Origin of the sequence: Sphingobium phenoxybenzoativorans (genome assembly GCF_001757355.1) — a bacterium.
Classification (GTDB): Bacteria; Pseudomonadota; Alphaproteobacteria; order Sphingomonadales; family Sphingomonadaceae; genus Sphingobium; species Sphingobium phenoxybenzoativorans.
Map to the genome: position 1 here is coordinate 44,825 of NZ_MINO01000008.1, position 16,768 is coordinate 61,592.

Annotated in this window: 17 protein-coding genes; 13 read left to right on the forward strand and 4 right to left on the reverse strand. The window is 60.4% G+C overall.

The genetic code is table 11. The features are described from left to right. Positions 1-13: 13 nt before the first annotated feature. The 4 genes from BHQ40_RS06445 to BHQ40_RS06460 form a co-directional block, all read right to left on the reverse strand. On the reverse strand, positions 14-469 hold the full coding sequence (locus BHQ40_RS06445; protein ID WP_070154153.1) for an SRPBCC family protein: 456 nt from the start codon (positions 467-469) through the stop codon (positions 14-16). A gap of 14 nt (positions 470-483) precedes the next feature. Beyond that, positions 484-1,242: an SDR family NAD(P)-dependent oxidoreductase gene (locus tag BHQ40_RS06450; RefSeq protein WP_070154154.1), complete on the reverse strand. Its 759-nt coding sequence runs from the start codon at positions 1,240-1,242 to the stop codon at positions 484-486. A 23-nt stretch (positions 1,243-1,265) separates the two neighbouring features. After that, positions 1,266-3,401, reverse strand: coding sequence for a TonB-dependent receptor (locus tag BHQ40_RS06455; protein ID WP_070154156.1), 2,136 nt, complete (start codon positions 3,399-3,401; stop codon positions 1,266-1,268). Positions 3,402-3,572: 171 nt separating this feature from the next. Continuing rightward, positions 3,573-4,811 (reverse strand): acyl-CoA dehydrogenase family protein, encoded by a 1,239-nt coding sequence (locus BHQ40_RS06460; RefSeq protein ID WP_070154158.1) that lies wholly within the window; start codon positions 4,809-4,811, stop codon positions 3,573-3,575. Positions 4,812-4,951: 140 nt separating this feature from the next. On the opposite strand from BHQ40_RS06460, the gene BHQ40_RS06465 reads away from it, so the two are divergent. From BHQ40_RS06465 to BHQ40_RS06525, 13 genes are all read left to right on the forward strand, one after another. Continuing rightward, positions 4,952-5,893 (forward strand): LysR family transcriptional regulator, encoded by a 942-nt coding sequence (locus BHQ40_RS06465; RefSeq protein WP_070154160.1) that lies wholly within the window; start codon positions 4,952-4,954, stop codon positions 5,891-5,893. Between the two features lie 273 nt (positions 5,894-6,166). Next, a complete protein-coding gene (locus BHQ40_RS06470) occupies positions 6,167-6,844 on the forward strand; it encodes a glutathione S-transferase family protein (protein WP_070154164.1) in 678 nt (225 codons plus the stop codon). A gap of 111 nt (positions 6,845-6,955) precedes the next feature. Further along, positions 6,956-7,156, forward strand: coding sequence for a 2-hydroxymuconate tautomerase (gene thmT, locus BHQ40_RS06475; protein ID WP_070154166.1), 201 nt, complete (start codon positions 6,956-6,958; stop codon positions 7,154-7,156). Beyond that, entirely contained in the window at positions 7,153-8,052 is a 900-nt protein-coding gene (locus BHQ40_RS06480) for a fumarylacetoacetate hydrolase family protein (RefSeq protein WP_070154168.1), read from the forward strand. The genes thmT and BHQ40_RS06480 overlap by 4 nt, the downstream gene beginning before the upstream one ends. 283 nt (positions 8,053-8,335) lie before the next feature. Next, positions 8,336-9,082, forward strand: coding sequence for a GntR family transcriptional regulator (locus tag BHQ40_RS06485; RefSeq protein ID WP_070154170.1), 747 nt, complete (start codon positions 8,336-8,338; stop codon positions 9,080-9,082). Between the two features lie 382 nt (positions 9,083-9,464). Further along, positions 9,465-10,973 carry a 2-hydroxymuconic semialdehyde dehydrogenase gene (locus BHQ40_RS06490; RefSeq protein WP_083276746.1) on the forward strand — a complete coding sequence of 503 codons (1,509 nt, stop codon included), beginning with the start codon at positions 9,465-9,467 and terminating at the stop codon, positions 10,971-10,973. 69 nt (positions 10,974-11,042) lie between these two features. Continuing rightward, on the forward strand, positions 11,043-11,945 hold the full coding sequence (locus BHQ40_RS06495) for a VOC family protein (protein ID WP_070154172.1): 903 nt from the start codon (positions 11,043-11,045) through the stop codon (positions 11,943-11,945). 19 nt (positions 11,946-11,964) lie between these two features. Continuing rightward, a complete protein-coding gene (locus BHQ40_RS06500; protein ID WP_290438419.1) occupies positions 11,965-12,615 on the forward strand; it encodes a class II aldolase/adducin family protein in 651 nt (216 codons plus the stop codon). Next, entirely contained in the window at positions 12,603-13,418 is an 816-nt protein-coding gene (locus BHQ40_RS06505; RefSeq protein ID WP_253183280.1) for a 2-keto-4-pentenoate hydratase, read from the forward strand. Before BHQ40_RS06500 ends, BHQ40_RS06505 begins: the two co-directional genes overlap by 13 nt. Then, complete coding sequence (locus BHQ40_RS06510; protein ID WP_070154178.1) at positions 13,418-14,362, forward strand: acetaldehyde dehydrogenase (acetylating); 945 nt, start codon at positions 13,418-13,420, stop codon at positions 14,360-14,362. The genes BHQ40_RS06505 and BHQ40_RS06510 overlap by 1 nt, the downstream gene beginning before the upstream one ends. Positions 14,363-14,395: 33 nt before the next feature. Next, the gene (dmpG, locus tag BHQ40_RS06515) at positions 14,396-15,436 is read left to right on the forward strand and encodes a 4-hydroxy-2-oxovalerate aldolase (protein WP_070154181.1); all 1,041 of its coding nucleotides are present in this window, start codon (positions 14,396-14,398) and stop codon (positions 15,434-15,436) included. Continuing rightward, complete coding sequence (locus tag BHQ40_RS06520; protein WP_070154182.1) at positions 15,429-16,190, forward strand: 2-keto-4-pentenoate hydratase; 762 nt, start codon at positions 15,429-15,431, stop codon at positions 16,188-16,190. The genes dmpG and BHQ40_RS06520 overlap by 8 nt, the downstream gene beginning before the upstream one ends. A 60-nt stretch (positions 16,191-16,250) precedes the next feature. Continuing rightward, entirely contained in the window at positions 16,251-16,718 is a 468-nt protein-coding gene (locus BHQ40_RS06525) for a MarR family winged helix-turn-helix transcriptional regulator (protein WP_070154183.1), read from the forward strand. Positions 16,719-16,768: the final 50 nt, after the last annotated feature.

Sequence of the window (16,768 nt, forward strand, 5' to 3'; positions counted from 1 at the left end):
TATGTCTTGTTTTTTAGAGTTCGCCGTCCTGCACCATCTGGCGCACCCGCTTCAGGGTAGCCTCCACAGCGCCGACATAGGCGCCGCGCATGCTGTCCCCCTTCTCTTTTTCCGCAGCGCTATTTTCTTCGATACCGGGGAATTTGATGCCGAAGGTGAAGGTCAGCAGCAGGCCCTGCTCTGACTCGCTCAGCGTGTTGTCGATCCAGCCTGTGCCATCCAGCCGTTCGAACTGGACTTTCACAGGCTCGAACAGCGTCAGGAATTCCTTGCTCTGTCCGCCCATAAAGGTGATTTCGCGCAGGATCGTATTGTCCTTGCGTTCCAGCACGTCGCATTGGGTCATGCCGTTGACGAACGGCACGGCATTCTCACACTTCATTTCCAGCCCGCGCCAGACCTGGGCCTGAGTGACCTTGGGTTCGACGCCCTCAGGATTCACGGGAATGGTATAGGACAGGGTATACATGTGCGTGACTCCGTTCAGATGGATAGATAGCCGCCGTCCACAGCAATGGCCGCGCCCGTGACGAAGGAGGCATGGTCGGACAACAGCCAGGCCACGGACTCGCCGATCTCGCCCGGTTCGCCGAACCGTCCCATGGAGTGCCTCAACCGCAAGCGGTCAAATGTGGCGGACAATTGTGGATCCTCGCTCAGGCGCTGGATCATCGGCGTCCGGGTAATGCCTGGCAAGACTGCATTCACGCGCACGCCCTGCGTGCCATAATCGGCCCCCGCCGCACGGGTCAGGCCCAAGACGCCATGCTTCGCCGCACAATAGTCCGAAGCCCCGGCCAGTCCCACCTGCGCCAGAGATGAGGCGGTATTGACGATAGCGCCCCCGCCCTGCTTCAGCATGGCACGCGCCTGATATTTCAAGCTTACGAATATCGCCGTCAGATTGACGCGGATGACGCGATCCCATGCCTCCATGGTGATCTCGTCCAGCGGCAGGTTGCTTTGTTCGACCGCGGCATTGTTGAACGCGCCGTCAATGCGTCCGAACTGCTTGACCGTGGCGTCCACCAGTCCGGCGATCTCCTGTTCGGAGGAAAGGTCGGCCGGCACGAAATAGGCTTCGCCGCCCTGGGCCTTGACCGCTGCGCAAGCGGCCTCGCCCCCTTCCCTGTTCACATCGGTCAGTATCAATCGCGCGCCGTGCCCCGCCAGCACCAGGGCGGAGGCGGACCCTATCCCGCCACCCGCGCCTGTCACCAATATCGCCTTGTCCTTCAGCATTGCACTCACATTTGTCTCCGCATTTAGAAATTGAAGGTTCCACGGACACCATAGGTGCGCGGCGCCTCCAGATAGGCGGTTGCAGGGCCGGGAATACCCGCTGCAGCGGTCGCCGCGATAACCGCTTCATTGGTGATGTTCTTGATCCACGCGCCAAAGCTCCACCCGCCATTGTCGGCATAATAGGTGATGTTGGCATTGGCCTTCACATAGGCTTTCTGACGAACGCCGGGCGTGTGCACGAAGTCGGACCAGAAGGAGCTTTCATAACGGGCGTCGCCCTGGGCGCGCAGATAGCCGCTGCCGAAATGGAAGTCGTGATAATAGCCGCCGCTGATCGTCCAGTCCGCCGCATAGGGCGTGCTGAAGCCGTTATAATTGTCACCGGCCGGCGTGATGAAGTCCTTGTTGCGCGCCTTGATGTAGCTGACGTTCAACTTGAGCTGGTCGTCCCGCGTCGGCTGGAACACGATGTCCAGTTCATTGCCCGGAATGGTGACCTTGGCGGCGTTGAAGATCTGGTTATACGCCTTGCTCGCGTCATATTGCTGCATGAACAGATCTTTATAGGTGTAGAAGAACACCTCATTGTTGATCTGCAGCTTGTTGTCGAAGAAGCGCGCCTTGAAACCGCCGCTGATGGCATCCAGCGTTGCCGTCTTAACCGCATTGGTTTGCGTTGGCGTGGCGAAAGTCTCGTTATAGGTGCCTGGCTGATAGCCGGTCTGATAGGTCGCATAGAGCATGATCTGCGGCGCCACATCAAATTCGACACCGACCTTATAGTCGAACCGCTTATAGGTGTTGCGGAAGGCATAAGGCGTAACCTGGTCCTCCAGCGAGATGCCGTTCGCCCGGCGCCGGTCGGTGCCAAGGCGGCCGCCGATGGTCACGCGCAGCGGATCGGAAATGCTGTACGTGCCCTGGCCGAATACCGCAGCGCCCTCCAACTTGTTCGAAAGCACGTTGGACGAGAAGAATTCGAGCGGCGTGTTGATCAGCACCCTGCCCTGTCCACGCCCGGTCACGCGATAGCCGTAGAGACCGAGCAACCAGTCCAGCTTCCCGCTATTCCCGCTCAGGCGCAGTTCCTGCGTAATCTCCTTGTACCGGTCCAGCTTGTAGGCGGGAATGACGCCCAGCCAATAAGGCTCAACCTCTGAATGCAGGAAGAAATAGCCGGGAATATAGGTCAGCTTCACATCGTCGCTCAGGTTGAAGTTGACCTCTGCGCCCGTCACCCAGTTGCGATAATTTTGTTCCGACCGGGTCGGCTGGCCGAACGGCGCGGTTCCTGCCAGCGCCCCCGGACGCAGATCGTCCCACGGGCGATCGCGCAGGAAAGCGTTCTCGCTGAAGGTGAAGGTATTGGGGTCCAGACCCTTGTTCACAAGGTTCGGGGTCGATCCATATTTATGCGCGGTATAACCCCACCAATAGATCGAAACGTCGGAGTTCGGTTCATAGAGCAGGCCGATCCTGGCCGATATCGTATCCTTGGAATCCGACCCGGTTTCCATATAGCCCTTGTGATAGATGTAATCGACGGCCAGGCGGATCGCCAGCGTGTCCGTGAGCGGCGCGTTGCCGACCACCGTGCCATGGAGAAGGCTGTAATTGCCTGCCTCCAGAACGCCGGAAATTTCTGTCTTATGCTTGGGGCGGGCAAAGCTGACATTGACCGTGCCGCCAATTGCGCTTCGGCCGTAAAGTGTACCCTGCGGCCCCGGAAGCGCTTCAATACGCTCCAGATCGTAAAGTGGCGCACTAGTGCCCTCACGCGGGATGTAGATGCCGTTGAAGTTGAACGAGACTGACTGCTCGATGCTTGCAAAGTCCAGGTTCGAACCGATGCCGCGCAGGAAGACCTGCGTCGTGTTGCCTTCCGGCTGGAACCGCGCTGCAGGAACGAGCGCCTGCACCGAACGAAGATCGGTGACGCCCGCCTGCGTCAACACTTCCGGCGAGAGCGCCGTGACCGCCGCCGGCGTCTTTTGCAGATTTTCGCTGCGCTTCTGCGCGGTCACAACGATGTCCTCAATGCCGCCGCTGCTCTGCGCGCCTTCTTCGCCGGCCTGCGCAAACGCAGTTCCCGGCGTTATGATTGCGGCCAGACTCGCGCCCGCCAACCACAGCTTTCGAGTGCCCTTCATGTTCATCTTCGCCCTCCGGTAAGTTATATTTCGTTGACAGATCCACTCTCCGCATCCGGTTCATGCGATGGATCATCGAGAAAAGTGTATCCTCTTTTGATTCACATCCGTCAAGATGGGACTTATACCTCCAATTAATTTCCTGACATGCGGCGCTTCCAGCGCGGCAAAGTGCGTTCAGAAGGGAGAGGTAGTCGGAACGCCGAGCCTGTCCTGACCGACCAGACTATATATGGTTTGCACATCCAGCGTCGCGTGGCGGGCGGCGGCGTTTATATCCCGCCAGTATCGCTGGATTGGCGCATCCAGACTCGCCGCGGATGCCCCCGCACCCTCGAACAGCAGGTTAACCGCTCGAACCGACTGCGCCGCGGCAAAGCCGATGTCGCGGCGAATACGAATCCGCTCCGTGACGGTCAGCGACTGCTCCTCCATCACCTTTTTCTCCACCGGGGCGAGATCGGCCAACAAAAGACAAAAAGCAGAATCTATCGCCGCCGAGGCCTCACCGATTCGCGTCTGGGTGAACGGACTTTGGGCAGCCGTTCCTGCGCCACCCGGCTTCAGGCTGGTCTTCACCTTTTTCTGCATGGTGTCGGAAAACCAGTCCAAAGCGCCCTGGGCCATGCCCAGCAGCGGAGCCACAAGACCAAGCGCGCCAAAGGTCGTGAAGGCGAACATCGACATGTCCAGCCCGGCCTCCTTTGGCCCCGGCGTTGTCCCGCGCATGACATCCGAAAATCTGATGATCCTGTGATCGGGCACGAATAGCGGGTCGTTGGCGAACAGGGTCTTGCTGCCAGTGCCCTGCATGCCGCTCACCCGCCAGCTATCATGATCAATGCCCAGTTCGGCGCGCGGGATCATGAACCACCCCACATCCGCTGGCTTCCCGTCCGCATCGGGCAGCGCCGCGCCAACGAACATCCATGCGGCATGATCGCAATTGCTTCCGAACGGCCACCGTCCGCTGACATGATATCCGCCAGGCGCCGGTGAACAGTTACCAGTCGGAACGAAGGTTCCAATCACCAGATCGTCGCTGCTCTCCGCCCAGATTTCCTGCTGCGCCTCGATCGGCCAGTAAGACGTCATCCACGCATTCACATTGCCGATCATGACGCACCAGGCGGTGCTTCCACATGCGCGGCCAAGCTCAAAGCCAACCTGCAACATGACCGAAGGCGGCAACCCGTATCCGCCGAACCGGCGAGGTTGGCAGATCCGGTATAGTCCTGCTCTAACTAGTTCGGCCGTGACCTCCTTGGACACGCACTGGTCCCGCTCCGTCTGTGCAGCGCGGTCGAACAGCATGGGGCGCAGAGCAGCGGCCCGCTCGATCAGTTCATCCACATCAGGCGCAGGCTCCATACTCAGCCAGTCATCGGCCTGCGGTGGATTGGTCATCCGGTTCATGTCCTCATCCCTTATGATTGTGATTGGATCGAAGGGTAAAGACGCCGCCTGTCGTTGAAAAATGCCCGGACCAAATGATGCTATCGGCTTTTCCGATAATTGGGTACACTTCTGAAACAACACGGCCGACAGGAGAGGCCATGGCTGAGCTGGATTTGAATCTGCTACCCGCCCTCGACGCCCTGTTGCACAGTCGGAATGTGACGGTGGCGGCGAGGCAGATTGGCGTATCCCAGCCGACGATGAGCGGCATGTTGGGCCGCCTTCGCGATCAGTTGCATGATCCCTTGCTGGTAAGAGTGGGAAAGTCGATGCAGTTGACGCAGCGCGCCGGCGCGCTTCTGCCAGAGGTGCGTCAGATGCTGCTGGCGGCGGAAAAGCTGACCCTCGATCCCGGTCCGTTTGAGCCTGAAAATCTGGAACGCCGATTCACAATGATGACGTCGGAATTTGGACTGTTCATCATTTTCCCGCAGGTCATGGATCAGATGATGGCGACGGCAAAAGGCGTGCAGTTTGACATCAGCGCCATCGATCAGCCTGTCGAGAGCGTATATAGCGGCAAGGTTGACCTCTGCGTCACTGGCGATCTCATCGATGATATCGGTGGAGAAGCGGCGCGATCAGTGCGCACAAAGACGCTGATGACTGACCGGTTCGTCGCCATCGTGGACAATGACCATCCGTTGACAGGCCGGATCGGCCTCGACGAACTTCTCGCATATCCACATGTCGCCACCCAGTTTCTGGGCAGCAAACGGGCCGTCGAGGATGTCGGCAGCCGGAACCTGTCCAACCGGCATCCGCCGCGCGTGCGCGTGCCAAGCTTCCTGTCGATCGCGCCCATGGTGGCAGACACCCATTCGATCGGCATCGTTCCAGCCCGCCTGGCTCCGCGGCTATGCTGCGATGCCGACGTCCGCCCCCTCATCCTGTCCGATGAGTTCGCGGAGATCGCCATAAAGATGCTATGGCACATCCGCGACGATCATGATGCCGCGCATGCCTGGCTCAGAGGCATGATGGTCGCCAGATGCCAGGAGCTTGTCAGGGAAACAGCAATCTCCGCAGACGCGCACTGAATGGCCGGACGCATCCGCCTAGCTTGACAAACATACCCTCATCAGGAATCTGTATCCACAATTGGAAGCGCAACATCTTGCCGCGATGAAGCGCCTGCAATGCGCCATGAGCTTTGTCCATTCGCCAGAACCATAATCGGGCATGCGCAATCTCAAAGGCCATGGATGGATTGAGAGGGAACCATCGATCGGGTCGGCCGGAGCCGGCATTTCAACAGCATCGCGAACGGCTTTGCACCAACCACAACACCATCAGCATGACGGAGACTGGGCATGATCAGCTTCTATTATTGCATCGGTCCCAATCCGATGAAGGTCGCGCTTTTCCTTGAAGAATCCGGGGTGCCTTACGACGCGATCCCGGTGGACATATTGAAAGGCGAGCAGCTCAGCCCCGAATTTCTGCGCCTTAATCCGAATGGGAAACTGCCTGTTCTGGTGGATGAAGGCGTCACCATTTTCGACAGCAACGCCATCTTGCTTTATCTCGCCGAAAAATACGGGAAGTTCCTTCCGGGGGAATCCTTTGCTGCGCGCGGAACGCTTCTGTCCTGGCTGATGTTCGTGGCAACCGGACTTGGTCCCTATAGCGGGCAGGCCGTGCATTTTCAGCATTATGCGCCGGAACCGAAAAGCTACGGGGTCCAGCGCTATGTGTTTGAAGCGCGCCGTCATTACGGGGTGCTCAACGATCATCTCGCCTATCGGGAATGGATGGTTGGTGACACCTATACCATAGTCGATATGGCGGTCTGGGGCTGGTGCGCCAATATCGATCGGGTGCTGGGCGTCGAAGCCCGGCAGGATTTCCCCCATCTGATGCGGCTGGTCGACAGGATCGGCCAACGCCCCGCAGCCTTGGCCGTACATGGCCTGCGTGAACGCCATGCATTCAAAATGCAGTTTGACGAACAGGCGCGTGCTAACATGTTCCAGCACCTTCCTGCATGATCGCAGCTATCTAAAATTCCATAACTGCATCCACTATATTGCGCGATGCCACGAATTGGCTATTGAGGATGCACGACTCCGCATCTGAGCAGTCACGGAGAGGGAAAAGGGATGCCGCTAATTTCGGTGCAGATGATCCGTGGGCGCACGGCTGAACAAAAGAGAGCCTTCATGAAGGAACTCGCAGAAGCGGCCATTCGGACGCTGGGCGTTCCAGAGCAGTCCGTTCGCGTGATCGTTACGGAAATTGAGCCGGAACACTGGGGAATCGGCCTGACCACAAAAGCGGAAAGAGACGGGGGAAGCGCATGACGGACCAGTATCGCCTGGCGGTTGTCCAGATTGAAGGACAGAGCGCGCCCGTGGTGGAATATGCCGGCCATATGCTGCCGCTGGCGGATATTCTGCCGGGCAGCGAAGGCAAGGCGCCGGGCGACCTGCTGCCGCTATTGCAGAATTGGGACGAGTCCGAGCAAATTATTTCCGCATATGTGGATGCAAATTTGTCTCGATTTTCTTCCGAGGGATTGTCCGCGGGCTCCGTTCGGTTCTTGTCCCCGATACAAGCCCCCGGAAAGATTGTGTGCATCGGTTCCAATTTTCACGATCATATCGCCGAAATGCCCATCCCGATGGTTCCGACCTATCCTTACAGCTTCCTGAAACCGGCGAATAACACGATCCGCGCTTCGGGCGAGGCCGTCGCCGTGCCCCGCCGCTCCAGCATGATGGATTGGGAAGCGGAACTGGCTGTCGTCATCGGCAAGCAATGCGTGGATGTGCCCGCATCCGGCGCCCTCGATGTGATCGCCGGCTATGCGAATTTCAACGACCTGTCCGCCCGCGACTGGCTGGACAAGCGGCCGCCGGTTGGCGTCGATTGGGTGCAGCATAAGGCGTTCGATGGCTTTGCGCCCTTCGGACCCTATATCGTCCCAGCGCGCTTCGTTCCCGATCCGCAGGACTTGCGGATGCGGCTTAGCGTCAATGGCGTGACGAAACAGGATTCCAACACGCGGGAAATGGTTTTCGGCGTGGCCGCGATCATTGAGCATATCAGCTCGATCATGACGCTGTATCCAGGCGACATCATCGCGACCGGCACGCCGGCGGGAACCGGGCATGGCCGTGGCGAATATCTGAAATCCGGCGATACGGTCGTCATGGAGGTTGGCCCGCTGGGCGAACTGGTCACGCCTATCGCTTAATATGCGCACATCCCTTGCGCTACCGCTGGCGGAATGGCGGTCGACACCGGGCGCGCGGACCCGAAATAAAAGCGGCGATTTCCTCCCCAGGCAAAAACCAAGCCGCCGGCCTGTCCGCATGTGAATACAATTTTACGCCGCCTCGCATGTCTGAATATTTCCGGCATCCTGGGGCTGGGGCCGGAATGGCCGATCCTCTTTGGGAATCCGGCCGTTGGCGGCGCGCGCCTTTCCCATCCTCCGTGCCTATTGATTAAACTGCATCCGATGTTATCGGTCCTCTATGGCTTCTCTTGCGGACGTTCTGAAACCTATCGATCGCAGCGATGGACGGCGCACGGCCGTTGAGGTCTATGAAACCCTGCAGCAATCCATTCTCAGCGGCCAACTGAAACCCGGCACGATCGTCTCGCAAGTCGAACTCGCAAAGACCCTGAATGTCAGTCGCACGCCCGTTCGGGAAGCGATGCGCATGCTGCAGGAGGGCGGCCTGCTCGTCGGCGAACCAAATTACCGCAGCCGTGTCGTCGGTTTCGATCCCGTCGATATCGAAGCGCTCTATATCAAGCGGCTCGCACTGGAATCGCTGGGTGTGGCCATCACCACAAAACGGATGACGCCTGCGCTGCTCGACGAATTGCGCGAGGTTATCCTCGCGCTCGAGAGCGAGGATGCGCATGACGTCTTTGAACAGTGGCAGAAACTGCATCGCAGGCTCCACCGGTTGATCGTTGCCGAGGCAGGCGAAGTTCTGGCGAATGAGCTGGAACAACTGGAATTGCGTAGCGAGCGATATCAATCCGCGTACAAGGGCGCTCATCTTGTCGGATGGTGGCAGCGCGGCGAAGCGGAACATAGGGAAATGTTCCAGGCCATGTCCAATGGCAACGCATCGCTGGCCGCCGAACTGGCGGCGCGCCATCTCGCTCGAACCGCCCTAGAATTGCTGGCCGCCCTCGCGCCGGAATATGACACGTCGCGCCTCAGGAGCTGCCTCAGCTTCTCCATCGCCGGCGCAAACGCCGCCTGACCCCCATCTCTGTCCAAAAAAATGGCCGGCGGTGATGCAGCACCGCCGGCCGTAGAGCGCCCTGTAACGCATCAGCATCGGCAAACCGGGCTGACACAGGGAGAGACATCAGAGATTCTGCGCCACCTCTGATTGCTGCATGATATTCTGGATACAGTTTGTGTCCACACCTTTTGTGCGGTCTCTCCCAAAATTATCGAAAATTCCCAGGCGATGGTGATTGAGCGCGTCAATTAATCGCCATTTTCATGCGATTTCCATCATGCGCACTCCCCGGTGCATGGGTCAGGAAACGATATGCCCGCAATCTTCATGGCATCAGGGTTGCATCCATATTCTTTAGGACGTATACATCCATAAACGACTCAAGATGGAGAGGTGAATGATCGCGCACGCAAGCCAGACCGCTCTTGCCAGCACGGCGGCGGAACGGCCGAAACGGATTCTGCGCAACTTCATCGGTGGCAAATTTATCGATGGCGGCGCACCGTTCGATATCTTCGATCCAGCGACGGGATCCGTTCACGCCACGGCCTATGAGGCCGATCGCGCCATCGTCGATGAAGCCGTTCGCGCCGCCCGGAAAGCGGTCGAGGGCGAATGGGGCAATATGACGCTGGCCAAGCGCCGCGCATTGCTGACGCGGGTCGCGGACCGCATCGAGGAGCGCTTCGACGAATTTCTGGAAGCCGAGATTGCTGACACGGGCAAGCCCCATGATCTGGCCCACCATCTCGATATTCCGCGCGGCGCGGCAAATTTCCGGGTTTTTGCGGATGCGATTGCCAATCTGTCCACCGAAACCTTTGAGATGGATACGCCCGACGGCGGCAAGGCTCTCAACTATGCAGTGCGCAAGCCGCTGGGCGTGGTTGGCGTCATCAGCCCCTGGAATCTGCCGCTGCTGCTCATGACGTGGAAGGTCGCCCCTGCCCTCGCCTGCGGCAATGCGGTGATCGTGAAGCCTTCCGAGGAAACGCCATCGACCACAACCCTGCTGGGCGAGGTCATGGCCGAGGTCGGCATGCCGGACGGCGTGTTCAACGTGATCCACGGCTTCGGCCCGGATTCCGCGGGCGAATTTCTAACGAGCCATCCCGGCGTGCGCGCGATCACCTTCACCGGCGAAACACGCACCGGATCGGCTATCATGAAGGCGGCTGCTCCTACGGTGAAAGCGCTCTCCTTCGAATTGGGCGGCAAAAATGCTGCCATCGTCTTTGCGGACGCCGACATGGATGCAGCCGTCGCCGGATTGGCGCGTGCGGCCTTTCTCAATACCGGCCAGGTATGCCTCGCGCCTGAACGCATCTATGTGGAGCGTCCCGTGCTCGACCGCTTCGTCGCGGGAATGAAGGAGAAAGCCGAAGCATTGCTGCCGGGGTTGCCGAACGACCCCGGCGTGACGCTCGGCCCGGTAATCTCGGAAGAACATCGGGGCAAGGTTCTGGGCTATTACCAGCTCGCCGTGGAGGAAGGCGCCACTGTCATCACGGGCGGCGGCATCCCCGATTTGGCGGGCGATGCGGCGGGCGGCTATTTTGTCCAGCCAACCATTTGGACCGGCCTTCCTCATGAGGCGCGGGTGTGCCGTGAGGAAATCTTCGGCCCCGCATGTGCGATCATCCCCTTCGATACGGAGGAGGAAGCAGTTCGCATGGCCAATGACAGCGAATATGGCCTGGCCTCCTCCATCTGGACCACCAATCTTTCGCGCGCGCATCGCGTGGGCAAGGCGATGGAGGTCGGCATATCCTGGGTGAATTGCTGGTTCCTGCGCGATCTGCGCACGCCCTTTGGCGGCGCCAAAATGTCGGGCGTAGGCCGCGAGGGCGGAGAGCATTCCGTCAATTTCTATTCCGAGCCGACGAACATCTGCATCAAATTATGATCGAGGGAGCGGGCATGCCGATGCCCGATAGTCCAATGCGCTGCATCAACTTGACCAGGGATATGTAAAATGGGTGCCGACCTTCATGACATCCGCTACGTGCGGATCGGTTGCGACGATCTGGATACCAGCGTCCGCTTCGCCACCGATATCCTTGGCCTTGAACTTATGGAGCGGGATGGCAATCGCGCCTATCTGCGCGGCGACGATCGCGACCATAACATCTGCTACACGCAAGGGCGTGAGAGCGGCCAGGTCACTGGCTGGGAAGTGGCAAGCCTGGACGCGCTTGATGAGGCGGCAAAGGCGTTCGAGGCGTCGGGCGTCACAGTCCGGGCAGGCACGAGCGAGGAGCGCGAACTGCGCCGCGTGCGCGGTCTGATTGTGGTTTCCGATCCCACGGGAAATATCATCGAACTGGTCGCACGGCCGGACGCTTGCGGCAGACGCTATTTCCCAACGCGCGACGCGGGCATTTTGAATTTCAGCCATGTCGGCCTGCACACCCGCAACCCCAGCGCGGATGAGGCGTTCTGGGTTCGCAATCTGGGTGGGAAAGTCAGCGACTGGATCGGCGACGCGGCTTTGATCCGCATCAACGACGTGCATCACAATGTCGCCCTGTTTCCCTCAACCCGCGCAGGCATCCAGCATGTGAATTTCCAGGTGGAGTCGATCGACGACATCATGCGGTCATTCTACCATCTGCAGAAGAATAATGTGCGGATCGTGTTCGGCCCTGGCCGTCATCCCACATCCGGCGCCCGCTTCCTCTATTTTCAGGGGCCGGACGATATCGTCTACGAATATTCGACGGGCGTCCGCCTGATCACGGCCGAGGACGAAAAGACCTATGTCCCCCGGCAGTTCCCCAAGGCGGAATCCAGTTTCTGCATGTGGGGCTCGGTGCCGGACATCCCGGAATTCAGGGTGCCCCAGCCAAATGGCTCAGCGATCGCCCGTGCAGCCTGACCCGTCACGCACGGTAAGGATGGCCGCGCGCGCAATGGGCAGGCACGGACTTGCCCACGCCTATGGCCATGTGAGCGCGCGGTTGAACGCCGAAAGCTTTCTCGTATCTCCCGCGCAACCGCTGGGGACTGTCGGCCTGGACGAACCCGGCGTGCAGGTGCCGCTCGACGGAGACCTGCCGCCCGGCGCCTTGCCGGAGGTTCGCATTCATCGCGAAATCTATCGCCGACGGCCCTCCATTGGCGGCATCTGCCGGGTGCAATCTCCTGCGGTGATGGCGCTGTCCGCCCTTGGTGAAACGCCCCGCGCGCTGCACGGCCTGGGAACCTATTTCGCGCCTGCTCCGCCTTTGTGGCCTGGCGTCGCCCTGGTGCGGGACGACGCGCAAGCAGTTGCCGTGGCCGAGATGATGGGTGACGCCGCCGCGATCGTCCTGTCGGGGAATGGCGCGGTCATCGCGGGCGAGACGCTGGAGGAAGCGGCGAGCCTTGCCTTCTTCCTGGAGGACGCGGCCAAGATCGAACTGGCCCTGCTGCCTGCCCGCGCCGCTGGGCGGACCCCGCGTGAATATACCGCCGATGAGGTCGCGAAGCGCGCCGTCAGGGCGGGCGCTCTTTTCGAGCGCATGTGGCAATTTCTTTGTTTCGGAGATCCCGAATGGCAAGCGTAATGACTGCGCCCGCGCTGGGCAGCGATATGGTGGAACAGAAGGCCGCTTCCTTGCGCGGCGCATATGACACTCTGGTTCCGGTGGAGCCGATCCGCATCGATTTGCCAGACGCTTCGGTTGAGGACGCCTATGCCATTCAGGAGGCCAATACCGCCCACTGGCTGAAACAGGGGCGCGTGCTGGTCGGCGCGAAGATCGGTCTCACCGCAAAGACCGTGCAGAAGCAGTTGGGGGTGGATCAGCCTGACTTCGGCGCGCTTTTTGCCGACATGGCGATCGCGGACGGCGATGACGTCGCGCCCGGACGCCTGCTGCAACCGAAGGTCGAGGCGGAAATCGCCTTCGTTCTTCGCCGGACGCCCAATGCGAAGGCGCTGACCACGGCCGAGCTGATCAACAGCGTCGACTACGCCCTGCCCGCCATCGAGATTGTCGATAGCCGGATCGCGGATTGGAACATCCGCATTGTCGACACGATCGCCGACAATGCATCCTCCGGCCTGTTCGTGCTGGGCACGACGCCGGTCAAGCTTGATGCGCTGGACCTGCGTCTGTGCGGCATGGTGCTGGAGAAGAATGGCGAACAGGTATCCTTCGGCGCTGGTGCCGCATGCCTGGGCAATCCGCTGCATGCGCTGGGCTGGCTCGCCGCCAAGATGGCCGAGGTGGGGCGGCCGCTCAAGGAGGGCGACATCGTCCTTGCCGGGACGCTGGGCCCAATGGTCGCCGTCAAACCAGGGGATAAGGTTGAAGCCCGGATCGAAGGACTGGGCAGCGTTCGCGTAGGTTTTGGAAAGGAATGATGACGATGAAGACCAAGGTGGCCATCATCGGATCGGGCAATATCGGCACGGACTTGATGATCAAGATCATGCGGCTGTCCGACGTGCTGGAAATGGGGGCATTTGTCGGGATCGACCCGGAATCCGATGGGTTGAAGCGTGCGGCGCGCATGGGTGTTCCTATCACCGCCGGCGGGCTGGATGGATTGATGGCCATGCCTGAATTTGCCGACATCGGCATCGTGTTCGACGCCACGTCCGCAGGCGCCCACGCCCGGCATAGCGAAGCGCTGATCGCACATGGCAAGCGGGTGATCGATCTTACGCCCGCCGCGATCGGCCCCTACACGATCCCGCCCGTTAATGGCGACGCCAATCTGGATGCGCCCAATGTGAACATGGTGACATGCGGCGGACAGGCGACAATCCCCATCGTCGCCGCAGTGAACCGCGTGGCGAAGGTGCGTTATGGCGAGATTGTTGCCTCGATCGCGTCGAAGTCGGCCGGTCCCGGCACCCGCGCCAATATCGACGAGTTTACTGAGACGACAAGTCAGGCGATCGTCGATGTCGGCGGCGCGGCGCGCGGCAAGGCCATCATCATATTGAACCCCGCGGAACCGCCCCTGATCATGCGCGACACCGTATATTGCCTCACCGACGACGCAGATCAGGAGGCTATCGCCGCGTCCGTCGAGCAGATGGTGAAGGAAGTGCAGAGCTATGTGCCGGGTTACCGCCTGAAACAGGCGGTGCAGTTCGAACATATCGGCTCCAACAAGCCGCTCCGCATCCCGGAAATGAATGGCGAATTTACCGGCCTCAAGGTCTCGGTGTTCCTGGAGGTGGAAGGCGCCGCCCACTATTTGCCCGCCTATGCCGGCAACCTCGACATCATGACTTCCGCGGCGCTCAAGACCGCGGAAAAGATCGCCCTGCGCGACCGTGAGCAGATCGCCGCTTAAGGCGCTATTGACCCCTTTTATCAGGACCGGACCATGGCCTTCGATCCCACAACACAAAAGCTTTACATTCAGGACGTGACGCTGCGCGACGGCATGCACGCCATTCGGCATCAATATGGCCTGGGCCATGTGCAGGCCATTGCCCGCGCTCTCGACCGCGCCAAGGTCGATGCGATCGAGGTCGCGCATGGCGACGGCCTTCAGGGGTCGAGCTTCAACTACGGCTTCGGCGCTCATACCGACTGGGACTGGATCGGCGCGGTTGCCGAGGTGCTGGAGCATTCCATCCTCACCACCCTGCTGCTGCCCGGCATCGGCACCGTACATGACCTGAAGCATGCCTATGAAATGGGCGTCCGGTCCGTGCGGATCGCTACCCATTGCACCGAAGCCGATGTGTCGAAACAGCATATCGAGGCCGCTCGCAATCTGGGCATGGACGTGTCCGGCTTTCTGATGATGAGCCATATGAGCGAACCGGACGCGTTGGCGAGCCAAGCCAAGCTGATGGAAAGCTATGGCGCGCATTGCGTCTATGTGACTGACAGCGGCGGCGCATTGACGATGGACGGCTATGCCGCACGGTGCCAGGCCTATGACCGGGTGCTGAAGCCGGAGACGCAGCGCGGCGTCCACGCCCATCATAATCTGTCGCTCGGCGTCGCCAATTCCATCGTCGCTGTCCAGAATGGCATAGTCCGGGTCGACGCCAGTTTGGCGGGCATGGGCGCGGGCGCGGGCAATGCGCCGCTGGAAGTCTTTATCGCCGCCGCCGATACCTATGGCTGGAATCATGGCTGCGATCTCTATGCGCTGATGGACGCGGCCGAGGATCTGGTTCGGCCGCTGCAGGACCGCCCGGTGCGGGTAGACCGCGAGACCCTGACCCTCGGTTATGCGGGCGTCTATTCCTCCTTCCTGCGCCACGCCGAAAAGGCGGCGGCGGATCATGGCCTCGACACGCGGGCCATCCTTGTGGAGCTGGGCCGTCGCAAGATGGTCGGCGGACAAGAGGATATGATCGTCGACGTCGCGCTCGATATGCTGAAACAAAAGGAGCAGGCCGATGCCTGAGATCATGGACATCGCCGCGCGGCTCGATGACGCCGCGCGCAACGCGACCGCCACACCGCAGTTGGAAGATCCTCTGACGCTGGACGACGCCTACCGGGTTCAGGCGGCATCGCTGGGCCGCCGGTATCAGCGCGGCGAAAATCGCGTTGGCATAAAGATGGGTTTCACCAGCCGCGCCAAAATGGCCCAGATGGGCATAGACGAAATGATCTGGGGCCGCCTGACGGATCAGATGCTGGTCGAGGATGGCGGCAGCATCGATTTTTCCGCCTATGTGCATCCGCGCGTCGAACCGGAAATCGCCTTCGTCCTGAAGGCGCCCCTTGCCGGCAAGGTAACGCCAGCCGGGGCGCTGGCGGCTGTCGGCGGAATCGCCCCCGCGTTGGAAATCATCGATTCCCGTTACAAGGACTTCAAATTTTCGCTGACCGATGTGGTCGCCGACAACAGCTCGTCATCCAGCTTCGTCGTCGGTCCCTGGACTGACCCTGCGGCCGACATCTCCAATCTGGGGATGATCCTGGAGATCGACGGACAGCCGGTACAGATCGGATCGTCCGCCGCCATTCTAGGCCACCCGCTGCGTTCGCTCGTGGCGGCCGCGCGTCTGGCGGACAGCGCCGGCGAACCTTTGAAGGCGGGGGATATAGTCATGGCCGGAGGAGCCACCGCCGCCGAACATCTTGCGCCGGGACAGCATGTTCGCCTCCTCGTGCAGAAGCTTGGAAGGGTGGAGTTTTCCGTGAGGGCGTGATTTCCTTCGTCCGATGCTGCATAGGGGCGGCGGTCGGACAAGGGAAAGAAAGCCGAAGAAGTGAAGGATCACGATCTGCCCGCGAAATTGCGTCACTTCGACCTTATGTCCGCGCCAGGCCATTTGCTGCGCCGGAATCACCAGCGGTCATTCGACATCTTTACCCGCCTCGTCGGCGATGTTCTTACACGCCAGCAATTCGCACTGATGCTCGCGCTGGGCCAGCGGCCGGGCGCATCGCAGCGCGATCTTGTAGAGGCGACAGGCATCGACAAGAGCACCTTGAAGGAGATGCTTGGCCGCATGGTCGCGCGCGGCTGGGTGGAGCGCGAACGGGATAAGGCCGACAGCCGGGCGTGGACCATGCATCTGACGGCCATGGGCACTGAGCTGCTGCTGGAAAATTTGCCCAAGGTGCAGGCCGCCCAGCGTGAAATACTTGCGCCATTGTCAGAGGAAGATCGCGCTACCTTCATGCGCTGCCTGCGCAAACTGATCGATCACGATATCGCGCCGGACGGCGGGTAAGTGTCCCTAAGGGCCATCCGGCATCCACTCGCAAAAGAAGCGATGCCGGT